The organism is Pseudonocardia broussonetiae (assembly GCF_013155125.1).
GTDB lineage: Bacteria > Actinomycetota > Actinomycetes > Mycobacteriales > Pseudonocardiaceae > Pseudonocardia > Pseudonocardia broussonetiae.
Genome location: NZ_CP053564.1, coordinates 750,766 through 777,479 on the forward strand (window position 1 = coordinate 750,766; position 26,714 = coordinate 777,479).

Below are 26,714 nucleotides of genomic sequence, written 5' to 3' on the forward strand. Positions count from 1 at the left end.
GTCAGAGGATCGAGCGCGCGATGCCGTCGAGGATGTCGTGCTCGCTCACCACGAGCTCGGTGATCCCGGCGCGCTCGCGCAGCTCCGCGGCGAGGGTCTCGACGATCAGCGCGCCGCCGCCGATGACGTCGATGCGGCCGAGGTGGATGGCGCCGTGCGCGGCGCGCTGCTCCCGGGAGGCGCCGAGCAGCTCCGAGGCGACGCGGTGCAGGTCGTCGCCGGTGAGGCGGGACAGGTGCACGGCCGAGGAGTCGTACTCGTCGAGCCCGAGCGCCACGGCCGACAGCGTGGTGATCGTGCCCGCGACGCCGACCCACGTGCGCACCCCGGTGACGTCGACGGCGGCGAACGCGTCGTCGAGGATGCCGGCGGCCACCCGGCGGGCCTCCGCGACCTCGTCGGCGGTGGGCGGGTCGCCGTGCAGGCAGCGCTCGGTGATCCGGACCGACCCGACGTCGACCGAGCGCGCGGCCGTGACCGTCGCCTTCCCGCCGGTCAGCTCGCCGACGACGAGCTCGGTGGAGCCGCCGCCCACGTCGACGACGACGAACGGGCCGTCCTCGGCGTCGAGGTCGCCGACGGCGCCGACGAAGGACAGCGCGGCCTCCTCGTCGCCGGAGACGATCTCCGCGTCGACGCCGAGGGTGTCGCGCACCATGCCGAAGAAGTCGTCACGGTTGGCCGCGTCGCGCGTGGCGGAGGTGGCCACCATCCGGACCCGCTCGGTGCCCTTGCGCCGCAGCACCGCGGTGTAGTCGGCGAGCGCGACCCGCGTGCGCTCCAGCGCCTCGGGCGCGAGCACGCCGCTGGCGTCGACGCCCTGGCCGAGCCGGACGATCCGCATCTCGCGGTGCACGTCGCGCAGCGAGCCGTCGGGGCTCGCGTCGGCGACGAGCAGGCGGATCGAGTTCGTCCCGCAGTCGATGGCGGCCACTCGCGACATTGCCCAGGCTCCTTCGTCGGTGCCGGTCCCTCGGATCGATTCCGGCGCGATCACCGTACGGGACGGCCCCCGCCCGACTACCCTCTCGGCATGGCCACGCGCGGTGAGCAGGAGGTGCGGGCGCCCCGCATCCCGGCCCAGCAGGGGATCGCCCCGGAGCGGTCCGGCGGCACCCACGCCGTGGAGAACCAGCCCCCGCCGCTGGCCGGGTTCGACGCACTGGCCTGCGACCCCGCGCTCACCGACGCCGTCGCGCGGGAGGGCGCGGGCGACGCGCTGGCCCACCTGGGCACGCTCGGTACGCTCGTCGCGTCACCGGAGGCGCGCGAGCACGCCCGGCTCGCCGACACGCACCCGCCGGTGCTGCGCACGCACGACCGCTACGGCCACCGGATCGACGAGGTCGAGTACCACCCGTCGTGGCACTGGCTGATGGGCCGCTCCGTCGGCTGGGGGCTGCACGGCCGCCCGTGGCTGGCCGCTCCCGGCGACGGCGCGCACGTGGCGCGGGCCGCGGGCTTCTACCTGATGAGCCAGCTCGAGGCGGGGCACTGCTGCCCGATCTCGATGAGCTACGCCGCCGTGCCGGCCCTGCGCGCCGACCCCGACCTCGCCGCCGCCTACGTCCCGGGCCTGCAGACCCAGGTCTACGAGTTCGGCCTCACCGACCCCTCGCGCAAGGCGGGGCTGCTCGCCGGCATGTCGATGACCGAGAAGCAGGGCGGCTCCGACGTCCGCGCCGGCTCCACGACGGCCGCCCCCGTCGCCGACGGCACCTACCGCCTCACCGGGCACAAGTGGTTCACCTCGGCGCCGATGAACGACCTGTTCCTCACGCTCGCGCAGGCCCCGGGCGGCCTCACCTGCTTCGTGCTCCCCCGCGTCCTGCCCGACGGCACCCGCAACGCGATCCACCTGCAGCGCCTCAAGGACAAGCTCGGCAACCGCTCCAACGCCTCCGCCGAGATCGAGTACACCGGCGCCACCGGGTGGCGGCTCGGCGACGAGGGCCGCGGCGTCGCCACGATCATCGAGATGGTGTCGATGACGCGCCTGGACTGCGTGCTCGGCTCCGCCGCGGTGGTCCGCGCGGCGCTCTCGGAGGCCGCGCACCACGTGGCGCACCGCCGGGCCTTCGGGTCGGTCGTCGGCGAGACGCCGCTGATGCAGACGGTGATCGCCGACCTGGCGCTGGAGTCGGAGGCCGCCACCGCGCTGGGCATCCGGCTGGCCGGCGCCGTCGACCGCGGCGAGCACGCGTTCCTGCGCCTCGCGCTGCCCGCATCGAAGTACCTGGTGTGCAAGCGGGCGCCCGCGGCCGTCGCCGAGGCGCTGGAGTGCCTGGGCGGCAACGGCTACGTCGAGGAGTCGGGGATGCCGCGGCTCTACCGCGAGGCGCCGCTCAACTCGATCTGGGAGGGCTCGGGCAACGTCACCGCGCTCGACGTCCTGCGCGCGGTCACCCGGGAGCCGGACTCGGTGGAGGCCGTCCTGGCCGAGATCGACCTCGCGGGCGGCTCCGACGAGTGGTTCGACCGCGGCGTCCACGAGCTGCGCATGGAGCTGCGCAGCCGGGAGGAGCGCCGGGCGCGCCGGCTCGCCGAGATGTTCGCGCTGTGCCTGCAGGGCAGCCTGCTGCTGCGGTTCGCGCCCGTGGAGGTGTCGAGCGCCTTCGTGTCGAGCCGGTTCCTGCCCGACGGTCCGTGGCGCACCTCGGGCACACTGCCCGCGGAGTCGCACATCGAGGCGCTGACGGCGCGGGTCACGCCCCGGCGCTAGCCGGCGGTCAGGGGGTGGCGCAGGGCCCGGCCGTCCACCACTCGCCCAGCTCGGCGAGGGCCTCGTCGCCGAACGGGTTGACGCCCGGCCCCGCGGCGAGCGCGTGGGCGACGTGCACGTGCAGGCACTTGACGCGGTCGGGCATCCCGCCCGCGCTGACCTGCGTGCCCAGCGACCCGATCGCGTCGCGCTCGGCCAGGTAGGCCTCGTGGGCGCGGCGGTAGGCGTCGGCCAGGTCGGGGTCCTCGGCGAGGCGGTCCTGCATCTCGCGCATCCGCCCCTCGGCCTCCAGGCTGCCGATCCGGGAGTTCAGCCGCGAGCACGTCAGGTAGTACAGCGTCGGGAACGGCGTGCCGTCCTCGAGGCGGGGCGCGGTCTGCACGACCGAGGGCAGCGAGCACGGGCAGCGGTGCGCCACCTCGCGGACGGCGCGGGGGGCGCGGCCGAGCTGGGCGGCGACGGCGGCGGAGTCGGCGTCGGAGATCCCGGTCACGCGGGCCCCTCCGAGACGTCGCGCCACAGGCGCCGGTACCAGGGCTCGTCGCGGAAAGGGTCGGGCGCGACCTCGGTGGACGGGTCGACCGGGAGCTGCACGACGTAGGGCGTCTCCCCCGGCGCGACGTAGCCCAGTCGCGAGCGCGCCTCGGCCGCCGTGACGGCCGGGTCGGACAGCCGCGTGCTCTCCCGCGTCAGCTCGTCGACCTCCGCCGCGAGCGCCTCCTGCTGCTCGGTGACGGCGGCCAGCTCCTGCTGCTGGGCCACGTAGTTGCGCAGCGGGACCGCGACGGTGAGCGCCAGCGCGCAGACCACGATCGCGAGCACCGCCGCACGGCGGGTCGAGGAGACGCCGAGCATCCCGGTGGTGGCCGCGACGACGGTGCCCGCGCGCGAGCGGACCTTCGTCAGCCGCGGCTCGCGGGTGCGCCGCCGGACCGCCGCACCGGTGCCCGCCGGGCGTGCGGCCCGGCGGGCGCGCGGGCGCTCCTCGACCACGTGCTCAGCCGGCGGTGGGGGTGAAGCGCGGGAACGCGAGATCGCCCGCGTAGCGCGCGGCGTCGCCCAGGAACTCCTCGATGCGCAGGAGCTGGTTGTACTTCGCGACGCGCTCGGACCGGGCCGGGGCGCCGGTCTTGATCTGGCCGCAGCCGGTGGCGACGGCGAGGTCGGCGATCGTGGTGTCCTCGGTCTCGCCCGAGCGGTGGCTCATCATGCAGCGGTAGCCGGACATGTGCGCCAGCGCGACGGCGTCGAGCGTCTCCGACAGCGTGCCGATCTGGTTGACCTTCACCAGCAGCGCGTTGGCGGCGCCGCGGGCGATGCCCTCCTCGAGCCGCTCGGGGTTGGTGACGAACAGGTCGTCGCCGACGATCTGGACCTTGTCGCCGATCGCGCTCGTCAGCTGCACCCAGCCCTCCCAGTCGTCCTCGTCGAGGGGGTCCTCGATGGAGACGAGCGGGTAGGCGCCGATCAGCTCGGCGTAGGCGTCCGACATCTGCGCCGAGGTGAGCTTGCGGCCCTCGTAGGAGTAGACGCCGTCGCTGTGGAACTCGGTGGCGGCCACGTCGAGCGCCAGCACGATGTCGCGGCCCAGCGTGTAGCCGGTCTTCTCGACGGCCTCGGCGATCAGGTCGAGCGCGGCGCGGGTGCCGGGCAGGTCGGGGGCGAAGCCGCCCTCGTCGCCCAGGCCGGTGGCCAGGCCTTTCGCCTTGAGCACCGACTTGAGCGAGGCGTAGACCTCCGCGCCCCAGCGCAGGGCCTCGCGGAACGACTCGGCGCCGACCGGCGCGATCATGAACTCCTGCACGTCGACCGAGCTGTCGGCGTGGGCGCCGCCGTTGATGATGTTCATCATCGGCACGGGCAGCACGTGCGCGCCGGCCCCGCCGAGGTAGCGGTAGAGGTCGAGCCCGGACGACTCGGCGGCCGCCTTCGCCACCGCCAGGGAGACGCCGAGGATCGCGTTGGCGCCCAGCTTGGACTTGTCCGGCGTGCCGTCGAGGTCGAGCAGGACCTGGTCGATGAGCCGCTGGTCGACGGCCTCCATGTCCTTGAGCTCGGGCGCGATGACGTCGAGGACGTTGCGCACCGCCTTCTCGACGCCCTTGCCGCCGAAGCGCAGCGGGTCGCCGTCGCGCAGCTCGACCGCCTCGTGCTCACCCGTGGACGCGCCCGACGGGACCGCGGCGCGGCCCAGCGTGCCGTCCTCCAGGGACACCTCGACCTCGACCGTGGGGTTGCCCCGCGAGTCGAGGATCTCGCGTGCGCCGACCTGCTCGATGACCGCCACCAGTGCTCCGCTCCATGCCGTGATCTCCGGTTCCGCGGCCAGGGTAGTCGGCGGGGGCCGGTAACCCGCGCAGGTGTCGACGGGCGGGTCCGCACGCCCTAACGTGGGAGCGACCATGACGGGTCCCGACCTCTTCGCCTCGTTCCGGCGCGCCGAGATGCTCGTGGCGCGCAGCCGTCCCCTCGACGCCCTCCAGGCGCTCGCACCCGTGCTGGACTCCCAACCCGACGACGCCTCGGTGCAGCTCCTCGCCGGGCGCGCGTACCTCAACTCCGCGCAGCTCCAACGGGCCGAGGCGGCGTTCGTGCGGGTCCTGGACCTCGACCCCGCCGACCACTACGCGCGCTTCGCGCTGGGCAAGGCGCTGCAGCGCCAGGGCCGGCTCCCCGAGGCGCACGCGCAGCTCAAGATGGCCGCCGCCATGGATCCGCGGCCGGAGTACCAGGAGGCGCTCGGCGAGGTCCGGGCCCGGCTGGCGCTCGAGGACGACTAGGACCGTCCGCCGGCGAACCGGACGAAGGCCGCGAAACGCCGGTGACCTGCGGCGATGTGACCGGGGCGGCCTTCCGCTCCCCGCGCCCGCAGGTTAGCCTCCCCGTGCCTCTGCTGAGGCTCACCTCGGGAGGACGACGATGCTGGGCAACCTGTTGATCGGCCTGCGCGAGGGGCTCGAGGCGGCGCTGGTGGTGAGCATCCTCATCGCCTTCCTCGTGCGCACCGACCGGCGCTCGGCACTGCCGAAGGTGTGGCTCGGCGTCGGCATCGCCGTGGTGGTCAGCGTGGGCGTGACGCTCGCCCTGACGCTCACCCAGCAGGCCCTCACGTTCGAGGCCCAGGAGACGTTCGGCGGTGTGCTGTCGATCGTCGCCGTCGGGTTCGTCACCTGGATGATCTTCTGGATGCGCCGGGCGGGCCGCTCCATCTCCGCCGAGCTGCGCGGGAGGATGGAGGACGCCCTGGCCATGGGCTCGGGCGCGGTGGTCCTCATGGCCGCGCTGGCCGTCGGCCGCGAGGGCCTGGAGACCGCGGTCTTCTTCTTCGCCGCCGCCCAGGCCGCGGGCGAGACCACCGAGCCGCTGATCGGCTTCCTGTCCGGCATCGCGATCGCCGTCGTCATCGCGTACCTGGTGTACCGCGGCGCGATCAGCCTCGACCTCGGGAAGTTCTTCTCGGTCACCGGCGGGCTGCTGATCTTCGTGGCCGCCGGGATCCTCGCCTACGGCGTCCACGACCTGCAGGAGGCCGGCATCCTGCCCGGCCTGAACACGCTCGCCTTCGACGTCAGCGCCGCCGTGCCCCCGGACTCCTGGTACGGCGTGCTGCTCAAGGGGATCTTCAACTTCTCCCCCGCCACCACCGTGCTCGAGGCCGCCGTCTGGGTCGCCTACGTCGCCGTGGTGCTCCCGCTCTTCCTGCGCCCCCACCGCATCCGCACCACCACCCCCGCGTGATCCACCACCCCCGCTCGTTCTGCACGAGGAGAACCATGTCCCGCCGCACCCCCGCCGCCGTCGGCCTCGCCGTCCTCGGCCTCGCCATGGCCGGCTGCACCAGCACCGCCCCCGTCGACGCGGGCGCGGGCGGGCCGATCACCGTCGCCGCCGCCGACGACGCGTGCGACGTGAGCACCACCGAGGCCCCCGCCGGCACGATCTCGTTCGACATCACCAACGGCGGCTCCAAGGTCACCGAGTTCTACCTCTACGCCACCGGCGGCCGGATCATGGGCGAGGTCGAGAACATCGGCCCCGGCCTCTCGCGCCAGCTCATCGTCGAGGTGCCCGAGGGCGGCGAGTACGAGACGGCGTGCAAGCCCGGCATGGTCGGCGACGGCATCCGCGGCGCGTTCACCGTCACGGGTTCCGCGCAGCGCTCCGTCGACACCGACACCCGGCTCGCCGAGGCCACCGCCGGCTACCAGCGCTACGTGAACTCGCAGGTCGAGGCCCTGGTGCCGAAGACTCAGGAGTTCGTCGACGCCGTCGTCGCGGGCGACGTCGAGGGGGCGAAGGCGCTGTTCCCGATCGCCCGCACCTACTGGGAGCGCATCGAGCCGGTGGCCGAGTCCTTCGGCGACCTCGACCCGCGCATCGACGGCCGCGACGACGGCGAGCCCGGCGTGGAGTTCACCGGGTTCCACCGCCTGGAGCGCGACCTGTGGCAGGACGGCCTGCAGCCCGACTCCACGGCGATCGCCGACATGCTGATGGACGACATCACCGAGCTGGCCAACCGCGTGCCGAGCGTCGAGCTCACCCCGCTGAACCTGGCCAACGGCGCCAAGGAGCTCCTCGACGAGGTCGCCACCGGCAAGATCACCGGCGAGGAGGACCGCTACTCGCACACCGACCTGTGGGACTTCCGCGCCAACGTCGACGGCTCGCAGGGCGCCATCGCGGCGCTGCGCCCGGTGATCGACGAGCGCGACCCGGCCCTGGGCCCGCTGCTCGACGAGCGCTTCGCCGCCGTCGACGCCCTGCTGGAGAACTACCGCGACGGCGACGGCTTCGTCCTCTACACCGCGCTGACCCCGGACGACATCAAGGCCATGACCGAGGCCGTCGACGCGCTGGGCGAGCCGGTGAGCCAGGTCGCGGGCGTCGTCTCGTCGTGAGGGGATGGTCGGCATGAGTGCCTTCTCGCGGCGACGCCTGCTCGGGTGGACCGGTGCGGGGGCCGCGGCCGTCGGGGTCGGGGCGGTGGCGGGCTGCGCCGCCGCCCCCGCGGCCCCGGGTCCGGCCCAGCGCGTCGTCCCGTTCCGCGGCGAGCACCAGGCCGGGATCGTCACGCCCGCGCAGGACCGCCTGCACTTCGTCGCCCTGGACGTGATCACCGACGACCGCGAGGAGCTGCGCGCGCTGCTGCAGCGCTGGACCGCGGCCGCCGAGCGCATGACGGCCGGCGCCGAGACCACCCCGGGCGGCGCCACCGGCGGCAACCCGAACTCTCCTCCCGACGACACCGGCGAGGCGCTCGGCCTGCCCGCCGCGTCGCTCACCCTGACCTTCGGGGTGGGGGCGTCGCTGTTCGCGAAGGTCGGGCTCGACCCGTCGCTGGTCCCGCCCGGGCTGGCCGAGCTGCCCCGGTTCGCCGGCGACCAGCTCGACCCCGCGCTCTCGGGCGGCGACCTCTGCATCCAGGCCTGCTCCGACGACCCTCAGGTGGCGGTGCACGCCGTGCGCAACCTGGTGCGGATGGGCTTCGGCACCACCGCGGTGCGCTGGTCGCAGCTCGGGTTCGGGCGCACGTCGTCGACGTCGACGTCGCAGGAGACCCACCGCAACCTGTTCGGCTTCAAGGACGGCACCAACAACCTCAAGGCCGAGGACCCCGACGGCCTGCGCGACCAGGTCTGGGTGCCCGCCGACGCCCGGCCCGCGTGGCTGGCGGGCGGCAGTTACCTCGTGGCGCGCCGGATCCGGATGCACATCGAGATCTGGGACCGCACCTCGCTCGTCGAGCAGGAGGTCATCATCGGGCGGACGAAGGACGAGGGCGCGGCCTTCGGCGCGGCCGCCGAGTTCGACCCCGCCGACTTCGCGGCCACCGACGAGACCGGCGCGCCCCGGATCGCGGTCGACGCCCACATCCGGCTCTCCTCCGCGGAGTCGCTCGGCGGGGTCAGGATCCTGCGCCGCGGCTACAACTTCGTCGACGGGAGCGACGGCCAGGGCCACCTCAACGCCGGGCTGTTCTTCATCGCGTTCATGAACGACCCGCAGGCGCAGTTCGTGCCGATGCAGCGCGCGCTGTCCACGAAGGACGTGCTCATGGAGTACATCGAGCACACCGGGTCCGCGGTGTTCGCCTGCCCCGCCGGGCTGGGCGAGGGCGGGTACTGGGGTCAGTCGCTGTTCGAGGCCTGAGCGGCGCCGGCGTAGCGGTCGGCGGCGGCCCACACCAGCCGCGCGTACTCGCCGGAGCGGTTGTAGGCCAGGACCCCGTCCCACCAGCCGGTGCCGTCGGCGGTGTCGCGGCCCTCGGCGCACAGGTAGGCGGCGGCCCCGCGGGCGGCGTCGTCGATCTGGTGGGGGTCGCGGACGCCGTCGCCGTCACCGTCGGCGCCGTAGGTCGCCCAGGTCGTGGGCAGGAACTGCAGCGGGCCGACGGCGCGGTCGTAGGTGGTGTCGCCGTCGAGCCGGCCGCCGTCGGTGTCGAGGATCTCCCGCACGCCCGACGAGCCGTCGAGCGGCACGCCGACGATCCGCGGCGCGGGCCGCCCGTCGTCGCCGAGCCGCGACCGGCCCAGGCCGCCGTGGTCGGACTCGACGCGCGCGATCCCGGCCAGCGTGGTCCAGGACAGCCGGCAGCCCGGGGTGTCGGCGCGCTGCGCGAGCTCGGCGCCGCCGTAGGCCCGCAGCGCGCGGGCCGGCACGCCGGTGCCCGGCGACGCGGCGTCGGCCCAGGTGTCGAGGTCGACGCCCTCGGGCAGCGGGTCGCCCTGCGCGACCGGCGTGCCGCGGTCGACGTCGGCCGCGGTCAGGCCGTCGCCGCCGGTGTCGCGCGGCCCGTCGAGGCCGCGCACGACGGCCACCAGGAACGCCAGCACCACCCCGAACGCGACGAGCGCGGCGAGCGGGCCGGCGAGGGAGCGGCGACGGGTCACTGCGCCGAACGTACCGGGATCCGTGCTGAGAGCGGCCTCAGCGGGGCCAGAACCGCAGCCAGTCCTGCTCGCCGAGGGCGTGCGGGTCGAGCCCGGCCGCGCGGGCGGCGTCCTCGGCGGTGCGGACGTCGGCCTCGAAGCGGCGCGCGGTGGTGCGCAGCTCCGCCTCGGGATCGACCCCGGCGAGCTTCGCGCGGGCGGCGAGCGCGAACAGCTGCTCCCCCACCCCCGACCCCGACGGCAGCAGCTCCACGGGCAGCCCGGCGCGGGCGGTGCGGCTGGTCAGCTTCGCGGCGAGCGCCACGGCCGGCTGCGCGGTGGCCACGCCGTCGACGCTCGAGTCCCGCTGCTTCTCCGCGCGCTTGAGCTCCTCCCAGCGGTGCTCCTGCCGCTCGGCGGTGTCGATGGTCTCCGTGCCGGCGAACACGTGCGGGTGCCGCCCGACGAGCTTCGCCACCAGGTCGGCCGCGACGTCATCGATCGTGAACGGGTCGGGGCCCTCCGCGGCGATGCGGGCGTGGAACAGCACCTGGAGCAGGACGTCGCCCAGCTCCTCGCGCAGCGCGGCGCGGTCGCCGTCCTCGATCGCCTGGTAGAGCTCGTAGCACTCCTCGACCAGGTACTGCAGCAGCGACGCGTGCGTCTGCTCGGCGTCCCAGGGGCAGCCCCCGGGCGAGCGCAGCCGGTCCATGACCGCGACGGCCTCGAGGAGCGGCGACCCGCTCACGGCACGGCGGGGGCGCGGACGATCGTGCCGGCCGTCTGGTCGGCGTCGACCACGGCGAGCTGGATCGGGTCCCACACCCCGAAGCGGGGGTTGACCTGCACGCCCAGCTCCTCCGACGCCGGCTGCAGCAGCCGGTAGCCGATGAGCTGCAGGTCGGACTGGCCGAACCGGTCGAGCGCCGACGGGCCCTCGGGCGCGAGGTCGGTGGTGCGCTCCAGGATCCGGATGACGGTCCAGGGCGCGCCGTCCTGCGCGGGGCGCAGCACGATCACCGAGCCGGCCGGCGTGCCGAACGCGAAGGACGTGGCGAGCGCCGGGTTGTCGACGGCCCGCACCTGCTGGGCGCGCTGCTCGGGCGGCGCGTCGGCGAACACGGCGTCGGCGCCGGGACCGCCCGCGGCCACGGCCCGCGCGGCGCCGGTGGCCTCCTCCTCCGTGGGCAGCGCCACGAACTCCAGCGTGACGCCGAGCCGGTCGACGTAGCGGGCGCCCAGCGCGGCGGCGGCGAGGTCGTCGCGGATCTTCTCCCGCTGCACGTCCGGCGTGTACAGCGAGGCCTGGGCCAGCTCGTCGGGGCTGCCGGCCGTGGCGAGCGCGGCGTCGAGGTCGGCGTCGCTGATCGCGATGCCCTCCTCGGCGGTGCGCCGGTCGAGCAGGTCGCCCAGGATCGCGCTCGTGACGATCTCCCGGGCCACCTGCGGCGGGCCGTAGCCGCCGCCGGCGCCCTGGTTGCGCCCGGCGACGGCCTGGGCCTTCCCGGGGCTCAGCGCGATCGCGATCTGGTTCTGCACGGTGCCCAGCGGGATCACGTCGGAGCCGACGATCGCCGCCGACCCGATCTGGCTCGGTCCGGATCCGCACCCGCTGACCATCGCGCCCACGACCGCCACCGCGGCCACGACCCGTCCCACCTGCCTGCGCACGCCGCCACCCTCTCATGGCGGCGGTGGGGGGCCGTGCGGCGGGATCAGCGGCCCGCCGGGACCACCACCGTGTCGCACACCTTGTCGGCGAAGGTCTGGCGCCGGTCGTCCCACAGCGGCCACAGGTAGCCGACGTAGAACGGGATGGCGTCGATGACGTGCAGCAGCTGGCGCCCGATCGCGAGGCCGAAGCCGACGGGCTGCTGGTCGGAGACGCGCACCAGCCTCGTGCCGATGACCTTCTTGCCGATGCTCTGGCCGGTGGTGCCCTGCCGGTAGCCGCTGTTCCAGATGGCGAAGGCGAACAGGGCGACGTAGGCGAGCCCGCCGACCGTCAGCAGCAGCGTGAGGTCGCCGATCAGGGAGAGCGGCACGATCACCACGAGCGCCACGGCCGCGGGGACGGCCCCGTCGATCAGGGTGGCGAGCACGCGCTGGCCCCACGAGGCGTAGGACTCCGGGCCGGCGCCGAGCCCGCCGGGGGCCGGGTAGCCGGTCTCGTAGCGCGGCGGGGCGTCGAAGCCGCGGCGGCCGTCCGGCGCCGGGTACGCCGACGGGCCGCCGTAGCCGGCCCGGCCCCCGTAGCCGGGCTGCCCGCCGTAGCCGTACTGCGGGCCCTGGCCGGGGGGCGGGCCGTAGCCCGGGCCGCCGTACCCGGGCGGCGGGCCGTAGCCGGGGGGCGGGCCGTAGGTCGGCTGTCCGGGTGGGGGGGTGCTGGTCACGGGTCCTCCGGGTGGGGAACGGGTCGGCCGGAGCGCCACCGCGGCGACCGGCTGCCGTTGATCTCGCATCCGGGCCCGTGGCGTTACCCCGCGGCGGGCGCCTTCGCCGGAGCGGCCAGGTCGTGCACCAGCCGGGTGGCCCACTCCAGCAGCTCGACGTCGCGCAGCGGCGCCCCGCCGATCCGCCCGCCGGCCACCGGCTTGGGCACGATGACCGCCCGCGCCGCCGCCTTGTACTGCGACTTCGGGTAGAGCCGGGTGAGCCGCATCTGCCCGGAGTCGAGCAGGTCGACCGGCCCGACGCGCACCGCGTTGCCGGCCACCGCGACCTCGCCGATCCCGAGCCCCCGGCACACCTGCCGGAACTCCGCGACGGCCAGCAGGTTGCGCACCGGGGCGGGCGGCTCGCCGTAGCGGTCGGTGAGCTCGTCGACGATCGCGTCGAGCGCGGCGCGGTCGCCCGCCTCGGCGATCTTGCGGTAGACCTCCAGGCGCAGCCGCTCGCCGGTGACGTAGTCGTGCGGCACGTGGGCGTCGATCGGCAGGTCGACGCGGACCTCGGTGAGGGCCTCCTCGGCCTCGCCCTCGCCCGCCCCGGCCTGCTGGCGGAACGCCGCGACGGCCTCGCCGACGAGCCGGATGTAGAGGTCGAAGCCGACGCCGGCGATGTGCCCGGACTGCTCCGCGCCCAGGATGTTGCCCGCGCCGCGGATCTCCAGGTCCTTCATGGCGACGGCCGCGCCCGCGCCCAGCTCCGAGTGCTGGGCGATGGTGGCCAGCCGGTCGTGCGCGGTCTCGGTGAGCGGGTGCTCGGGCGGGAACAGGAAGTAGGCGTAGCCGCGCTCGCGGCCGCGGCCGACGCGCCCGCGGAGCTGGTGCAGCTGCGAGAGCCCGAGGGTGTCGGAGCGCTCGACGATCAGGGTGTTGGCGTTGGAGATGTCGAGGCCGTTCTCGACGATCGTGGTGCAGACCAGGACGTCGAACTCGTTGTGCCAGAAGCCGTTGACGGTGCGCTCGAGCAGGTCCTCGTTCATCTGCCCGTGCGCCACCGCGATCCGGGCCTCGGGGACGAGGTCGCGGATCGTCTTCGCGGCCCGGTCGATCGTCGAGACCCGGTTGTGCACGTAGAACACCTGGCCGTCGCGCAGCAGCTCGCGGCGGATCGCGGCGGCGACCTGCTTGGTGTCGTAGGCGCCGACGTAGGTGAGCGTGGGGTGGCGGTCCTCGGGCGGCGTCGCGATCGTCGACATCTCCCGGATGCCGGCCAGGCTCATCTCCAGCGTGCGCGGGATCGGCGTGGCCGACAGCGTCAGCACGTCGACGTGGGTGCGCAGCGCCGTGATGTGCTCCTTGTGCTCGACGCCGAAGCGCTGCTCCTCGTCGACGATGACCAGCCCGAGGTCCTTCCAGCGCACGCCGCTCTGCAGCAGCCGGTGCGTGCCGACGACGACGTCGACGGTGCCCTCGGCCAGGCCCTTCACCGTCTCCTTCGCCTCCGCGGCGTCGGTGAACCGGGACAGCCCGCGCACCGTGACCGGGAACGCGCGCATCCGCTCGGTGAACGTGTCGAGGTGCTGCGTGGCGAGCAGCGTCGTCGGGACGAGGACGGCCACCTGCTTGCCGTCCTGCACCGCCTTGAACGCCGCCCGGACCGCGATCTCGGTCTTGCCGAACCCGACGTCGCCGGAGATCACGCGGTCCATCGGGACCGGGCGCTCCATGTCTGCCTTGACCTCGTCGATCGCGGCGAGCTGGTCGGGCGTCTCGGTGTAGGGGAAGGCGTCCTCCATCTCGCGCTGCCACGGCGTGTCCTTCGCGAACGCGTGGCCGGGCGCGGACTGGCGCGCCGCGTAGAGCTGCACGAGCTGCGCCGCGATCTGGCGGACGGCCTTGCGCGCCTTGCCCTTCGTCTTCGCCCAGTCGCCGCCGCCGAGCTTGTTGAGCGTCGGGATCTCGCCGCCGACGTAGCGGCTGATCTCGTCCAGCGCGTCGGTCGGGACGAACAGCCGGTCGGCCGGCTGGCCCCGCTTGCTCGACGCGTACTCCAGCACCAGGTACTCGCGGGTGGCCCCGCCGACCGTGCGCTCCCTCATCTCGACGAACTTGCCGATGCCGTGCTGGGAGTGCACGACGTGGTCGCCGGGCTTGAGCGTGACGAGGTCGACGGTGTTGCGGCGCTTGCTCGGCATCTTGGCCGGGGCCGTGGCGGCCGCGCGGTTGCCGGTGAGGTCGGCCTCGGTCAGCAGGACCAGCGGCCCGGCGGTGAAGCCCTGCGTGAGCCGCCCGCAGGTGACGGTGACCAGACCCTTCTCGGGGTCGTCCGTGAGCTCGTCGACGAGAGCGGCGGGCACGTCGGCCTCGCGCAGCTGCTCCAGGCTGCGCTGCGCGGTGCCCGCACCGCCGACGACGAGCACGGCCGTGCCGCCGCCCGCGACGTGCGCGCGCAGGTCGACCAGCGCGCGGTCGGTGTCGCCGCGGTAGGACTCGACCTCGTGCACGGGCGGGGCGAGCGCGTCGTCGCGGCCCGAGAGCAGCGGGCTGAACGTCAGCACGGGATGGGCGGTGGCGGCGGCGTGGTGCAGCACGTCGTTCAGGTCGCGGTAGGCCGAGGCGCCGACGTCGATCGGGGCGTCGCCGCCGGTGGCCGCGGCGAACCAGGACGCCTCCAGGAACTCCTGGCCGGTGCGGACGAGGTCGGCGCTGCGGGTGCGCACGCGCTCGGGGTCGGCGACGAGCACGGCCGCGCCGGCCGGGAGCAGGTCGGTGAGCAGCTCCAGGTCGCCCCCGGTGAGCACGGGGACGAGGGACTCCATGCCCTCGGACGGGATGCCGTTGGCGAGGTGGTCGAGCAGCTCGCGCAGCGGCGGGTTGTTCTCGTGGGTGCGGGCCAGCGCGGCCGCGCGCTCGCGGACGGGCGCGGTGAGCAGCAGCTCCCGGCAGCCGGGCGCGACGAGCTCCTCCACCGGCGCGACGGACCGCTGGTCGGCGACGGAGAACGTGCGCAGCTCGCTGACCTCGTCGCCCCAGAACTCCACGCGCAGCGGCTGGTCGGCCGTGGGCGGGAAGACGTCGACGATCCCGCCGCGCACCGCGAACTCGCCGCGGGTGGTGACCATCTCGACCCGCGTGTACGCCAGCTCGACCAGGCGCTCCAGCAGCGCCTCGAAGTCGGCGGTGTCGCCGACCCGCAGCGCGACCGGCTCCAGGCGGCCCAGTCCGGGCGCGATCGGCTGGATCAGGCTGCGGGCGGCGGTGACCACGACCCGCGGCGCGGTGTCCGGGTCGGACAGCCGACGGAGGATCGACAGGCGGCGGCCGACGGTGTCGGGGCGCGGCGAGAGGCGCTCGTGGGGCAGCGTCTCCCAGCTGGGCAGCACGACGACGGTGTCGGCGTCGACGAGGTCGGAGAGCGCCGCGCCCAGGTCCTCGGCCTCGCGGTCGGTGGCGGTGACGGCCAGGACCGTGCGCGCCTCGGCGAGGCCCGCCGCCAGGAACGGGCGCAGCGCGGCCGGCCCCTCGATCCGGAGCCCGGGGACGTCGGTGGAGCGGGTGTCGCGGGCGGCGTCGAGGACGGCCCGGAGGTCGGAGTCGGCGAGGACGGAGTGCAGCAGACCGGCGAGCTTGGCCACGGTTCTCGGATACCCCTTGGTGGCGGGTGGACGCACGCGGAACAGACCCCTGCCCGGGATGGATACCCGGTCGGGGCCGTGCCCCCGAGCCTACGCCGCGGCCCTGACCTCGGCCGGGGCGGCGGTCACGACCGGGTGCGGGGCGGCAGGTCCGGGCGACGGCGGCTGGGCCGCGTGGCGATGTCGGGCGGCTGCACCGGCGGCGTCCGCTCCAGCGCCTCCAGCGCCAGGTCGACGGCCCGCTCCAGCTGCGGGTCGCGCCCGGCCGCCCAGTCCTGCGGCGTCACGACGACCTCGACGTCGGGCTCGACGCCGTGGTTCTCCACGTCCCAGCCCAGGTCGTCGAACCAGTGGGAGTAGCGCGGCTGCGTCACCCCGGTGCCGTCGACGAGCCGGTAGCGGCTGTCGATGCCGATCACGCCGCCCCACGTCCGCACCCCGACGACGGTGGCGATGCCGCGGCGCTTGAGCGCGACCGTGACGATGTCGCCGTCGGAGCCCGCGAGCTCGTCGGCGACGGCCACGACCGGGCCGCGCGGCGCGTCCATCGGGTAGGTGCGCGGCGGGCGGTGGCGCGCGATCGTCCACGCCGTGACGCGCCGGGCGAGCTTCTCCACGACGAGTTGCGAGGTGTGCCCGCCGCCGTTCATCCGGACGTCGAGGACGAGGCCGTCGCGGGTCATCGCGAGGCTGAGGTCGCGGTGCAGCTGCGCCCAGCCCGGCGCCATCATGTCGGGCACGTGCAGGTAGCCCAGGCGTCCGCCGGACCGCTCGGTGACGAACGCGCGCCGCCCCGCCACCCAGTCCTGGTAGCGCAGCTGGTCCTCGTCGGGCAGCGGCCGGACGACGACCCGGCGCACGGCGTCGCCGGAGCGGACGGTGATCTCGGTGAGGGTGTCGGCGGTGCCGGCGAGCAGCGGCGCGGGCCCGAGGTCGGGGTCGACCGGGCGCCCGGCCACCTCCAGCAGCACGTCCCCGGCCCGGACGTCGACGCCGGGCGCGGCCAGCGGGCTGCGCGCGGCCGGCGCGGACGTCTCCGGCGGCAGGACGCGCTCGACGCGCCACCCGTCCGGGGTCGGCGCGAGGTCGGCGCCGAGGAACGCGGGGGCGTCGCCGGCGGGCTGCGGGCGCGCCCGCACGTAGGCGTGCGAGGAGCCCAGCTCGCCCTGGAACTCCCACAGCAGGTCGACGAGGTCGTCGTAGCCGCCGACGGCGTCGACGAGCGGGCGGTAGCGCTCCTGCTCCGCCGCCCAGTCGACGTCGCCCATGTCGGCGGTCCAGAAGTGGTCGCGCATGAGCCGCGCGGCCTCGTCGAACATCTGGCGCCACGACGCCGTCGGGTCGACGGTGACGGCCAGGCGCGAGAGGTCGACCTCGTACTCGTCGGCGCCCTCGCCGCCCTCGGGCGCGCCGGAGCCGGAGCGGTCGGTGCGCAGCACGCGCAGGGCCTTGCCGTCGCGGACGAGCAGGCGGGTGCCGTCGCCGCTGACCGCGTAGCCGTCGACGGCGTCGGCGATCACGTCGAGCTTGCGGCGCACCAGGTCGAAGCGCTCCAGCACGGTGCGGCGCGCCTTCTCCGACGTGCCCGCCCGCCCGTCGCCGAGCACGCCGTTGACCGGGCTGCGCAGCCACAGCAGGCAGTCCTTGCCCACGGCGAGGCCCCCGTAGCGGGCCTCCACGACGGGCACGGGCACGACCCGCTCGGCCAGCCCCGGGGCGTCGACGACGACCTCGGGCACGTCGCTCTCCGCCGCCGCCGGGACCGACGCGGCGTCCGGGGAGGACGGGTCGGCGGGGCCGGGCGCGGGCGGGTCCTCGGGGCTCTCGTCGCCGGGCGCGACCGGCCGACCGTCCGGGCTCGCCCCGAACGGCGACGGCGTGCGCGCCGCCAGCGGCACCAGGAACGGACGCCACGACGCCGGGAACGTGAGGTCGAACGAGTGCTCGTCGTAGATCGGGTCGAAGCTGCGCCGGGACAGGAAGGCCAGGTAGCGGCCGTCGAGGGTGAAGGCGGGGGCGCGGTCGAGGAAGCGCGGCGGCGTGACCGGCACGAGCTCGCCGTCGGCGACGCGGGCCAGCACGATCCGCGTGACGACCTGCTCGACGGGCTCGGCGAACGCCAGCCACGCGCTGTCGGGCGACCAGTCCAACCCGGAGATCTCGACGCCGTCGGCGCTGCGGGTGAGCTCGGTGAGCGCCGCGGTGGCGGTGTCGAGCAGCAGCAGCCGGCCGTCGTGGGTGGCCAGGGCGACGCGGGCGCCGTCGGGCGAGGGCTCCAGCTCGAGGACCCGGCCGAGCTCGCCGGCGCCGGTGCGGGTGGGGCCGTCGCCGGTGTGCGGGTCGAGCGGGGCGACGCAGACCGCGTCCTCGCCGAGCACGTCGTCGACCCAGACGGCGCGGTCGGTGCCCAGCGGGCGGGCCAGCCGCGCGCGGGCACCGGGCTCCGACAGCAGCGTGCGCGCCGGGCCGTCGCGGTGGGTGAGGCGGTGCACGGTGCCGCGGAGCACGGCGATGCTGGTGCGCCCGGTGCGGTCGGGCGCGGCGGCGTCGACGCGGCCGGAGACGCGGTGCGGCGCGCGGGCGGTCCGGGGGCCGCCGAGGCGGACGTCGATCGGGCGGGGGTCGGCGTCGAGGGAGTCGAGCAGCCAGAGGCCCCCTGCCGACTCGTAGACGATCCGCTCGCCGTCGCTGGTGGCGTGGCGGACGTAGAAGGCGGGGGCGCCGTCCCCCGTGCTTCCGTGATGGGTGTGGCGGCGCAGGTCGGAGCCGTCGGGGGCGATCGAGTAGACGTTGCCCCAGCCCTCGTGGTCGGCGACGAACGCGAGGCGCCCGCCCACCAGCATCGGCGACTCGATCTGCCCGTCGACGCCGGCCGCGACGCGCGTGAACTCCCCCGTGGATCCCGCGTCCCACCACAGCTTGCCGACGGTGCCGCCCCGGTAGCGCTTCCACCACGCGGGCTCGCGCGACAGCACGCTGAGCAGCAGCGTCCCGGTGTCGTCCCGCACGAGGTCGCCGGCCGGCCCGACGGGCAGCGGCGCCGGAGCTCCCCCGTCCGCGGGGACCGTGAAGGCGAACGTGCGGCGGGGCGAGTGGTAGCCCCTCGACGTGACGCCGACCAGCGCGTCGTCGGAGGTCCAGCCGAGGTTGCGCGCGCGGGGGTCCCCCCACCAGGTCAGGCGGCGCGCGACGCCGCCGTCGAGCGCGGCGACGAACACGTCCGGTCCGCCCTCGCGCCACGACGTCCACGCGACGCGCGTGCCGTCCGGGGAGATCCGGGGGTTCGCGACGGGCGCGGCGTCGGCGGTGACGCGGTGCGCCCGCCCGCCCTCGAGCGGGACCGTCCAGACGTCGTCCTCGGCCGCCAGGACGAGCGTGTCGCCCCGCAGGTGGGGGAACCGGAGGTAGCTGGGCTGCGGCACGCAGCGACCGTATCCGGTCGGGGGCCCTACGGTCGCCTCACCCGGTCGGAGGCAGGATGTCACCCATGCGGCGTGCGAGTGCAGCGGTGGCCGTGGCCGCCGCGCTGGTCCTGGTCGGCTGCGCCGGCCCGTCGTCGGAGTCCGTGGCGGGTGGCGGCGCGGGCACCGCGCCGGCGGGCGGCGCCGAGGGCGGGCCGTCCACTCCGGTGCGCACCGGAGTGCCGGAGCTGCAGGTCAGCGACGTCGCGGGCGGGTTCGCCAACCCCTGGGACGTCGGCGTGCTGCCCGACGGCACGGTGCTCGTGCCCGAGCGCGACGGCCGGCTCAGCCTGCTGTCGAGCACCACCGCGGGCGCCACCGCCACCCCCGTGGCCGCCGACTTCTCCGACCTCCTCGCCCAGGGCGAGGGCGGCCTGCTCGGGATGGTCGTGCACGCCGACTTCGCCGACACCCGCCGCTTCACCACCTGCCAGACGCACGTCGAGGGCACCACCCCCACCGACGTCCGGCTGATCACGTGGGAGCTCGCGGCCGACGGGGCGTCGGCGCGCCGCGTGGTCGACCCGCTCGTCGGAGGCCTGCCGATCAACCCCTCGGGCCGGCACTCCGGCTGCCGCCCGACCCTGGCCGCCGACGGCGCGCTGCTGGTCGGCACCGGCGACACCGCGCGCGGCGCGATCCCGCAGGACCTGACGTCGCTGGGCGGCAAGGTGCTGCGCATCGACCTCGCCACCGGCGGCCCGGCGGAGGGCAACCCGTTCGCCGACGCCGACAACCCGGCGCAGCGCCTCGTCTACACCTACGGGCACCGCAACGTGCAGGGCGTCGCGGTCGACGCGGCCGGCGAGGTGTGGACCGCCGAGCACGGCCCGACCACCGACGACGAGGTCAACCGGCTGCAGGCCGGCGGCAACTACGGGTGGGACCCGAGCCGGGGCGGCACCGTCGGCGGCTACGACGAGTCGGTGCCGATGACCGACCTCACCCGCTTCCCCGACGCGGTGCCCGCCGCGTGGAGCTCGGGCAGCCCGGTGGAGGCCGTCTCCGGCGCCGCGTTCCTGTCCGGCGGCCAGTGGGGCGACCTCGACGGCACGCTCGTCGTCGGCGCGCTGCGCGGGGAGAAGCTGCTGTTCCTGACGCCCGACGGCGTCGCGATCGCGCAGGTCGGCGTGCCCGCGGCGCTCGACGGCACCTACGGGCGGCTGCGCGCCGTCCGCCTGGCGCCGGACGGCGCGCTGCTGGTCAGCACGTCGAACGGGAGCGACGACCGGATCCTGCGGATCGACCCCGTCTGAGTCCGAGGTGAGGGCCTAGCGCGCGTACCGGACCGCGGCCCGCTCCCGCGCCTTCGCCGCCTCGATCTCGCGGTCCTTGGGCGGGGCGGTGGTGACGAGGGAGTCGAGCAGCTCGCGCGTGGCCGCCTCGACGGCCTGCACGGCGCGGGCGAACGCGGCCTCGTTGGCGGCCGACGGCTTCGCCGCGCCCGACACCTTCCGCACGTACTGCAGGGCAGCGCCGTGCACCTCGTCATGGGTGGCAGGGGGCTCGAAGTTGTGCAGAACCCGGATGTTGCGACACATGCCCCCGTTAGTACCGCACTTCGGAGCCGGAACGCACGCCTCAGGCGGCCCTCGACACCGTTCCGGCTCCGAAGTGGGGCTACAGGACCCGCATGTTCCCGTCGAGCGTGCCTTCCGCCTGCCTGCGGTTCAGGACGGCCAGCCTGGTGAAGCTGTTGTCGAAGCTCTCCTGGGTCAGGCCGCGCTCCCGGTACTCGCCGGCCAGCTGGCGGGCGCCGTCGGGGATGCTCCACTTCGCCTCGAAGTCGAGCTCCTTGCGGGCGCGGGAGAAGTCGACGCGGTAGCTGCGGGGGTCGTTGCCCGCCTCGCCGGTGATGTTCAGCGTGGAGCCGGGCACGGCGTCGATCACGGCCTGCGCGATCTCGGCGACGGTGCGGTTGTTCTTCTCCGACCCCACGTTGAACGCGCGGGCGCGCACGACGTCGGCCGGCGCGGCCAGCGCGGCGACGACGGCGCCGGCGATGTCCTCGGCGTGGGCCAGCGGGCGCCACGGGGTGCCGTCGGAGAGCACGGTGACCTCCCCGCTGAGGATCGCGCGGCCGACGAGGTTGTTGAGCACGATGTCGGCGCGCAGGCGCGGCGAGAAGCCGAACGCGGTGGCGTTGCGCAGGGAGACCGGCACGAAGTCGGAGTCGGCCAGCTCGGCGAGGTCGTCCTCGACGCGGACCTTGGAGATCGCGTACGGCGTGACGGGCTTGAGCGGCGCGTCCTCGTCGACGAGGTCGTCTCCGGACTGCGCCCCGTAGACCGAGCAGGTGGACGCGTAGGCGAAGCGCTGCACGCCCGCCTCCTTGGCCAGCCGCGCGAGCCGCGTCGACGCGTGGTGGTTGATGTCGTAGGTGATCTCCGGGGCCAGCGAGCCCAGCGGGTCGTTCGACAGCGCCGCCATGTGGACGACGGCGTCGAAGCCGGCCAGTTGCTCGACGGTGACGTCGCGGAGGTCGGTGGTCAGGCCCTCGACGTCGGGGCGGTCGAGCCCGCCCAGGATGCAGTCGGCGAACAGGCCGGAGTCCAGGCCCGTCACCTCGTGCCCGGCGGCGGCCAGGATCGGGGCCATCACGGTGCCCAGGTAGCCCTGGTGGCCGGTCAGCAGAACACGCACGTCGGAGATCTCCTCGGTCGATCGGGGGTGGGAAGGGCTAGTCGACCGGGTCGGGCCCGGTCAGCGGTGCCACACCGAGCACCAGCTTGGACACGTGGAAGGCCTCGGCGTACCGGGCGTGGCACTGCACGCCGCGGATCCGCGCGAGGCCGGCGAACGTCTCGGGGTCGAACCAGCTGCGGTCGCGCTGGCTGCCGTAGTGCTCGTGCAGCTTCGCGACCTTCTCCCGCAGCACCGGCTCGGCCAGCGGCAGGTAGGCGGTGGGCTGGCGGAGGTCGCCGTCCCACTTGAGGATCTCGTAGCCCAGGGCCAGGTGGTCGCGGAACACGGTGGGGACGAGCTCGGCGAGCGTGCGGTGGTCCTGGTGGGCGTCGTGCGGCGACGGGGCGAACACCAGGTCCGGCTCACCGTGCGCGCGCAGCTCCTCCAGCGCGAGCTTGGCGCGCTCCCAGCGGGTGGGGACGCGGCCGTCGGGCAGGTCGAGGACCGACACCTCCAGGCGCGCGCCCGGGCAGAACGCCGTGAGCGCGGCCCGCTCCTCCTCCTCGCGCAGCGACCCGCCACCGGTGAGCACGAGCGCCGTCACCGCGATGCCGGGGTGCGAGCGGCACAGCTCCAGGAGCGCGCCGCCGGCGCCGATCGCGATGTCGTCGCAGTGGGAGCCCAGGAGCAGCATCCGGTCGAGACGCTCGGGCAGGAGGCTGAGCACGCCGGTCAGTGTCCCACGGACGGAGGAACGCGCTCACCGGCGGTGAGCCGGATCAGCGACTCGACAGCTTGGCCAGGCGCGTCGGGGTGGGCCAGCGGACGTCGTGCGCCCAGCCGAAGCGCTCGAAGATCCAGATGACGCGCGCGGAGATGTCGATCTGGCCGGGCAGCACGCCGTGCCGCGCGCAGGTCGGGTCGGCGTGGTGCAGGTTGTGCCACGACTCGCCCATCGACAGCACGGCCAGCGGCCAGAAGTTGCGCGAGCGGTCGCGCGAGCGGAACGGGTGCTTGCCGACCATGTGGCAGATCGAGTTGATCGACCACGTCACGTGGTTGGAGATCGCGAGGCGCACCAGGCCGCCCCAGAAGAAGCCGGTGACCGCACCCTGCCACGACCACGTGACGAGGCCGCCGATCAGCGCCGGGAGCAGCAGGCTGACCGCGACCCACAGCCCGAAGGTCTTCGCGACGCGCCGGATGGCGCTGTCGGCGAGCAGGTCCGGGATGAACCGCGCGTGGTTGGTCTCGTTGCGGTCGAAGAACCAGCCCATGTGCGCGTGCACGAAGCCCTTGGCGACGGCCGCCGGCGAGGTGCCGAACGCCCACGGCGAGTGCGGGTCGCCCTCCTTGTCGGAGTAGGCGTGGTGGCGGCGGTGGTCGGCCACCCAGTTGAAGACGTTGCCCTGCACGGCCAGCGAGCCGGTGATCGCCATCGCGACGCGCAGCCACGGCTTGGCCTTGAACGCCTTGTGCGTGAAGTGCCGGTGGAAGCCGACCGTGACGCCCAGGACGGCGAGGACGTAGAAGACCCCGAGCAGCGCCAGGTCGTGCCAGCCGACGCCCCAGCCCCAGGCCAGCGGCACGGCCGCGACCAGCGCGATCATCGGCCCGCCGACGAAGACGTAGATCATCGCGTGCTGGAACCGGGTGCGCTGCCCCCCGAGCACGGGGTTCGGACCCTCCCGCAGCGGATCGGGTACGGCCTCGGCAGTGATCGACATGCGGCTCCTCGGTGTCGGCAGGTGGCCGTCGTCGGTGGCCACACCCGATCCCGAGGGTAGGACGCGGTCCACGGGGTCCGCAGCACCGGGAACGGAAACTCCCGGCGAAACGGTCCGTGCGGGGAGATGTCGGCGGCGGTGGCCTCGGCAGACGGAGGAGCGCGGCGTGCCAGGATGGAGGCCTGTCCGCCGTGGTGTAAGGGCAGCACTGCTGATTTTGGTTCAGTAGGTCCAGGTTCGAATCCTGGCGGCGGAGCCGGACCCGTCCCCGGACACGACGGAGGGCGGACGACCGTGGTCGCCCGCCCTCCCGTCCGTCCCGCTCAGCGACCGCCCGGTCGCGGCGGAGGGGTCGGCTCGGGCCGACCGTTCCCCGTGCACCTCATGCCGATCTCCTCCTGCGTGGAGCCCCTCGTGACCGTCCTCATTCGAGACCGGCGTCCAGCGTGATCGTGGTGCCGGCCAGCGCCTTGCTGACCGGGCAGCCCTCCTTGGCCTTCTGCGCGGCGGCCTCGAAGCCGGCCGCGTCGAGGCCCTCGACCTCACCGCGCACGGTGAGCGCGATGGAGGTGATGGCGAAGCCGCCGTTGGCCTCGTCCGGGCCGAGCGTCACGTCGGCGGTGACGTCGAGCGACTGCGGGGTGCCACCGGCCTCGGCGATGAACGCCGACAGCTGCATCGCGTAGCAGCTGGAGTGCGCCGCCGCGATGAGCTCCTCCGGGCTGGTGGTGCCGCCCGCGTCGTCCGCCGCGCGCTTGGGGAAGCTCACGTCGAAGGTGCCGACCTTGCTGCTGCTCAGCTCGACCTGCCCCGACCCGTTCTCGAGCGTGCCGTTCCAGGCCGTGCGTGCGGTGCGCATGGGCATACCGGTGAACCTCCGTGTTCGTGTGCCGTCTCGTTCCTCAACGGCTGTGAGTGCCCGGACATTCGCTTCCTCACGCAGTGTGAGACGACCGGTCGGAGATCGACGGCGAACGGGTGAACAGCGGAGATCGGCGGCGGCGGCGCACCCCGATCCGGTGACGGACCGGCGTTCAGCGGTCGAGCGGCTGGTCCGGGTCCGTGCTCAGTGGACGGTCAGTGGACCTCGACCCGGTCGCCCGGCTCCAGGAACTCGAACCACGCCTCGGCGTCCTCGTAGGCCATCCGGACGCAGCCGGCCGACTGGGTGTGCAGGTTGCCCTCGTGGAACGCGACCCCGCCGGCCGCGAAGAACACGGCGAACGGCATCGGCGCGTTGTTGAACTCGGCGCTGCGGTGGTCCTTGTTCTTCCACTCGACGCTGAACACGCCGCGCGGGGTCTCCCGGCCCTCGCCGCCCGTGCTGACCGGCACCGGCCCGCGGACGACCTCGCCGTCGTCGATCAGCCAGGCCTGCTTGCCGTCGATGTCCACGCAGGCGCGGGTGGACTCGGAGCAGGGCGTGCCGTCGACCGTCGCCTCGCCGGCGGTCGCCGTCCCGACCACGCCGAACGTGGCCAGGCCGGCGACGGCGAGCGCCACCGCGAGCCGGGTCCGGAACGAAACGCTCTTGCTGTGCGCACCCATCGACGTCCTCATCACCCACGTGCTTCGCGGGCCGGTTCGTCGTGCCGCGCGTCCGAACGGCCCAACGAGCGATGACCACTGTGGGTTACTCATCGCGACCGCACCGTGACCTGGTGACGTTCGCGGCTGGTCCGGGGCCGCCTGCGGAGCACGACGTAGGATCCCGGGGTACTCCGATCCGGTGCCGCCCCCGCGGCCCGGACCGGATCGCCAGTCGACCAGGGAGCCGCTCCCATGCCCGTCCCCGTCCCCCCGGTGACCGCACCCGTGACGCCCCCGCCGTCGGCGGCGATCGTCCTGGCCGCCGGCCGCGGCACCCGGATGCGCTCGGCCACGACCAAGGTGCTGCACGCGATCGGCGGCCGCACCCTGCTCGGGCACGCCGTCCACGCCGTCGCCGCGCTCGACCCCGCGCACCTCGTCGTCGTGCTCGGCCACGACCGCGAGCAGGTCACCGCCGCCGTCGACGACCTCGGCGACGAGCTGGGCCGCCCGGTGCACGTGGCCGTCCAGGAGCGCCAGCTCGGCACCGGCCACGCCGTGTCCTGCGGGCTCGCCGCACTGCCGGCCGACCTCACCGGTCCGGTGCTGGTCAGCAGCGGTGACGTGCCGCTGCTGGAGGCGCCGACGCTGCACGCGCTGCTCGCCGAGCACGCCGTCACCGGTGCCGCGGTCACCGTGCTCACCACCGAGCCCGCCGACCCGTCGGGCTACGGCCGGGTGCTGCGCGACGTCGACGGCGCCGTCACCGCGATCATCGAGGAGCGCGACGCCACCGCGGGGCAGCGCGCCGTCCGCGAGATCAACTCCGGGGTCTACGTCTTCGACGCCGCGTTCCTGCGCGGCGCCGTGCCGCGGTTGGGCACGTCCAACAGCCAGGGCGAGCTCTACCTCACCGACCTCGTCGCGCTGGCGCACACCGACGGCGCCGTCGCCGCGGCCGTCGTCTGCGAGGACGCGTGGCAGGTCGCCGGCGTCAACGACCGCGTCCAGCTCGCCTCCCTGCGCGCCGAGCTCAACCGCCGCGTGCTCGTGCACTGGATGCGCGAGGGCGTCACGGTGGTCGACCCGGCCACGACCTGGGTCGACGTGCAGGTCCAGCTCTCCGCCGACGTCACGCTGCACCCCGGCACCCAGCTGCACGGCGTCACGTCGGTCGACGGCGGCGCGGAGATCGGGCCCGACACCACGCTCACCTCCTGCGAGATCGGCGCCGGTGCCACGGTCGTCCGCACCCACGGCAGCGAGTCGGTGATCGGCGCGGGCGCGTCGGTCGGCCCCTTCGCCTACCTGCGCCCCGGCGCACGGCTGGGCGACCGCGGCAAGATCGGCACGTTCGTCGAGGTCAAGAACTCCGACATCGGCGCCGGCACGAAGGTCCCGCACCTGACCTACGTCGGCGACGCCACGATCGGCGAGCACAGCAACATCGGCGCGTCGTCGGTGTTCGTCAACTACGACGGCGTGCGCAAGCAGCGCACCGTCGTCGGCTCGCACGTGAAGACGGGGTCGGACAACACGTTCGTCGCCCCGGTCCAGATCGGCGACGGCGCCTACACCGGCGCCGGCACGGTCGTGCGCGACGACGTCCCGCCGGGGGCGCTGGCCGTGTCGGCCGGGTCACAGCGCACCATCGAGGGGTGGGTGGAGCGCAAGCGCCCCGACACCCCGGCCGCCGAGGCCGCCGCCAGGGCGTCCTCGGTCAACTCGACCAACGGAGGCACCCAGCGGTGAGCG

Annotated in this window: 22 protein-coding genes, 1 tRNA gene and 1 pseudogene; 8 read left to right on the forward strand and 16 right to left on the reverse strand. The window is 74.7% G+C overall.

Annotated elements, in window-relative coordinates; all coding sequences use genetic code 11:
• Position 1: 1 nt before the first annotated feature.
• The gene (locus HOP40_RS03690; protein WP_172154642.1) at positions 2 to 943 is read right to left on the reverse strand and encodes a Ppx/GppA phosphatase family protein; all 942 of its coding nucleotides are present in this window, start codon (positions 941 to 943) and stop codon (positions 2 to 4) included.
• Positions 944 to 1,033: 90 nt separating this feature from the next.
• On the opposite strand from HOP40_RS03690, the gene HOP40_RS03695 reads away from it, so the two are divergent.
• Positions 1,034 to 2,722, forward strand: coding sequence for an acyl-CoA dehydrogenase family protein (locus tag HOP40_RS03695; RefSeq protein ID WP_172154644.1), 1,689 nt, complete (start codon positions 1,034 to 1,036; stop codon positions 2,720 to 2,722).
• 7 nt (positions 2,723 to 2,729) lie between these two features.
• Here HOP40_RS03695 and HOP40_RS03700 read toward each other — a convergent pair whose 3' ends face one another.
• From HOP40_RS03700 to eno, 3 genes are read right to left on the reverse strand one after another with little or no spacing between them, the layout of a single operon-like run.
• Complete coding sequence (locus HOP40_RS03700) at positions 2,730 to 3,206, reverse strand: DUF501 domain-containing protein (RefSeq protein ID WP_205347240.1); 477 nt, start codon at positions 3,204 to 3,206, stop codon at positions 2,730 to 2,732.
• Positions 3,207 to 3,211: 5 nt separating this feature from the next.
• On the reverse strand, positions 3,212 to 3,715 hold the full coding sequence (locus HOP40_RS03705) for an FtsB family cell division protein (protein ID WP_240157493.1): 504 nt from the start codon (positions 3,713 to 3,715) through the stop codon (positions 3,212 to 3,214).
• 4 nt (positions 3,716 to 3,719) lie between these two features.
• Positions 3,720 to 5,009: a phosphopyruvate hydratase gene (gene eno / locus HOP40_RS03710; protein WP_172154648.1), complete on the reverse strand. Its 1,290-nt coding sequence runs from the start codon at positions 5,007 to 5,009 to the stop codon at positions 3,720 to 3,722.
• 115 nt (positions 5,010 to 5,124) lie between these two features.
• Between eno and HOP40_RS03715 the strand changes: the two genes are divergently transcribed.
• From HOP40_RS03715 to efeB, 4 genes are all read left to right on the forward strand, one after another.
• Positions 5,125 to 5,502 (forward strand): tetratricopeptide repeat protein, encoded by a 378-nt coding sequence (locus HOP40_RS03715; protein ID WP_172154650.1) that lies wholly within the window; start codon positions 5,125 to 5,127, stop codon positions 5,500 to 5,502.
• Positions 5,503 to 5,641: 139 nt separating this feature from the next.
• Entirely contained in the window at positions 5,642 to 6,460 is an 819-nt protein-coding gene (efeU, locus tag HOP40_RS03720) for an iron uptake transporter permease EfeU (RefSeq protein ID WP_172154652.1), read from the forward strand.
• A gap of 35 nt (positions 6,461 to 6,495) precedes the next feature.
• Positions 6,496 to 7,623: an iron uptake system protein EfeO gene (efeO, locus tag HOP40_RS03725; protein WP_172154654.1), complete on the forward strand. Its 1,128-nt coding sequence runs from the start codon at positions 6,496 to 6,498 to the stop codon at positions 7,621 to 7,623.
• Positions 7,624 to 7,636: 13 nt separating this feature from the next.
• The gene (gene efeB, locus HOP40_RS03730; protein WP_172154656.1) at positions 7,637 to 8,875 is read left to right on the forward strand and encodes an iron uptake transporter deferrochelatase/peroxidase subunit; all 1,239 of its coding nucleotides are present in this window, start codon (positions 7,637 to 7,639) and stop codon (positions 8,873 to 8,875) included.
• On the opposite strand, the gene HOP40_RS03735 is transcribed toward efeB, so the two are convergent.
• The 6 genes and pseudogenes from HOP40_RS03735 to HOP40_RS03760 form a co-directional block, all read right to left on the reverse strand.
• Positions 8,854 to 9,615: a lytic transglycosylase domain-containing protein gene (locus tag HOP40_RS03735; RefSeq protein WP_172154658.1), complete on the reverse strand. Its 762-nt coding sequence runs from the start codon at positions 9,613 to 9,615 to the stop codon at positions 8,854 to 8,856. The genes efeB and HOP40_RS03735 overlap by 22 nt on opposite strands.
• Positions 9,616 to 9,652: 37 nt before the next feature.
• Positions 9,653 to 10,336 (reverse strand): annotated as a pseudogene (locus HOP40_RS03740) (nucleoside triphosphate pyrophosphohydrolase); the annotation flags it as partial.
• A gap of 2 nt (positions 10,337 to 10,338) precedes the next feature.
• Positions 10,339 to 11,265 carry a hypothetical protein gene (locus HOP40_RS03745; protein ID WP_172154660.1) on the reverse strand — a complete coding sequence of 309 codons (927 nt, stop codon included), beginning with the start codon at positions 11,263 to 11,265 and terminating at the stop codon, positions 10,339 to 10,341.
• Between the two features lie 44 nt (positions 11,266 to 11,309).
• Positions 11,310 to 11,987, reverse strand: a complete 678-nt coding sequence (locus HOP40_RS03750; RefSeq protein ID WP_205347073.1) for an RDD family protein — start codon at positions 11,985 to 11,987, stop codon at positions 11,310 to 11,312.
• 83 nt (positions 11,988 to 12,070) lie between these two features.
• Positions 12,071 to 15,616: a transcription-repair coupling factor gene (gene mfd, locus HOP40_RS03755; protein WP_172154664.1), complete on the reverse strand. Its 3,546-nt coding sequence runs from the start codon at positions 15,614 to 15,616 to the stop codon at positions 12,071 to 12,073.
• A gap of 125 nt (positions 15,617 to 15,741) precedes the next feature.
• Positions 15,742 to 19,038: a S41 family peptidase gene (locus HOP40_RS03760; RefSeq protein ID WP_172154666.1), complete on the reverse strand. Its 3,297-nt coding sequence runs from the start codon at positions 19,036 to 19,038 to the stop codon at positions 15,742 to 15,744.
• 65 nt (positions 19,039 to 19,103) lie between these two features.
• Here HOP40_RS03760 and HOP40_RS03765 point away from each other — a divergent pair, with 65 nt between their 5' ends.
• Positions 19,104 to 20,333, forward strand: coding sequence for a PQQ-dependent sugar dehydrogenase (locus HOP40_RS03765; protein WP_172154668.1), 1,230 nt, complete (start codon positions 19,104 to 19,106; stop codon positions 20,331 to 20,333).
• A 15-nt stretch (positions 20,334 to 20,348) separates the two neighbouring features.
• On the opposite strand, the gene HOP40_RS03770 is transcribed toward HOP40_RS03765, so the two are convergent.
• From HOP40_RS03770 to HOP40_RS03785, 4 genes are all read right to left on the reverse strand, one after another.
• A complete protein-coding gene (locus tag HOP40_RS03770; RefSeq protein WP_172154670.1) occupies positions 20,349 to 20,618 on the reverse strand; it encodes a DUF2277 domain-containing protein in 270 nt (89 codons plus the stop codon).
• Between the two features lie 79 nt (positions 20,619 to 20,697).
• Positions 20,698 to 21,720, reverse strand: coding sequence for an NAD-dependent epimerase/dehydratase family protein (locus HOP40_RS03775; protein ID WP_172154672.1), 1,023 nt, complete (start codon positions 21,718 to 21,720; stop codon positions 20,698 to 20,700).
• A 37-nt stretch (positions 21,721 to 21,757) separates the two neighbouring features.
• Complete coding sequence (locus HOP40_RS03780) at positions 21,758 to 22,429, reverse strand: PIG-L deacetylase family protein (RefSeq protein ID WP_205347074.1); 672 nt, start codon at positions 22,427 to 22,429, stop codon at positions 21,758 to 21,760.
• Positions 22,430 to 22,481: 52 nt separating this feature from the next.
• A complete protein-coding gene (locus HOP40_RS03785) occupies positions 22,482 to 23,429 on the reverse strand; it encodes an acyl-CoA desaturase (protein ID WP_172154674.1) in 948 nt (315 codons plus the stop codon).
• A 185-nt stretch (positions 23,430 to 23,614) separates the two neighbouring features.
• Here HOP40_RS03785 and HOP40_RS03790 point away from each other — a divergent pair.
• Positions 23,615 to 23,685: transfer RNA gene (locus HOP40_RS03790), tRNA-Gln, on the forward strand.
• Positions 23,686 to 23,853: 168 nt separating this feature from the next.
• On the opposite strand, the gene HOP40_RS03795 is transcribed toward HOP40_RS03790, so the two are convergent.
• Both HOP40_RS03795 and HOP40_RS03800 read right to left on the reverse strand, forming a co-directional pair.
• On the reverse strand, positions 23,854 to 24,294 hold the full coding sequence (locus tag HOP40_RS03795; protein WP_172154676.1) for an OsmC family protein: 441 nt from the start codon (positions 24,292 to 24,294) through the stop codon (positions 23,854 to 23,856).
• Positions 24,295 to 24,506: 212 nt separating this feature from the next.
• On the reverse strand, positions 24,507 to 24,977 hold the full coding sequence (locus HOP40_RS03800) for a L,D-transpeptidase (RefSeq protein ID WP_172154678.1): 471 nt from the start codon (positions 24,975 to 24,977) through the stop codon (positions 24,507 to 24,509).
• A 234-nt stretch (positions 24,978 to 25,211) separates the two neighbouring features.
• Between HOP40_RS03800 and glmU the strand changes: the two genes are divergently transcribed.
• Entirely contained in the window at positions 25,212 to 26,711 is a 1,500-nt protein-coding gene (gene glmU / locus HOP40_RS03805) for a bifunctional UDP-N-acetylglucosamine diphosphorylase/glucosamine-1-phosphate N-acetyltransferase GlmU (RefSeq protein ID WP_172154680.1), read from the forward strand.
• Positions 26,712 to 26,714 lie beyond the last annotated feature (3 nt).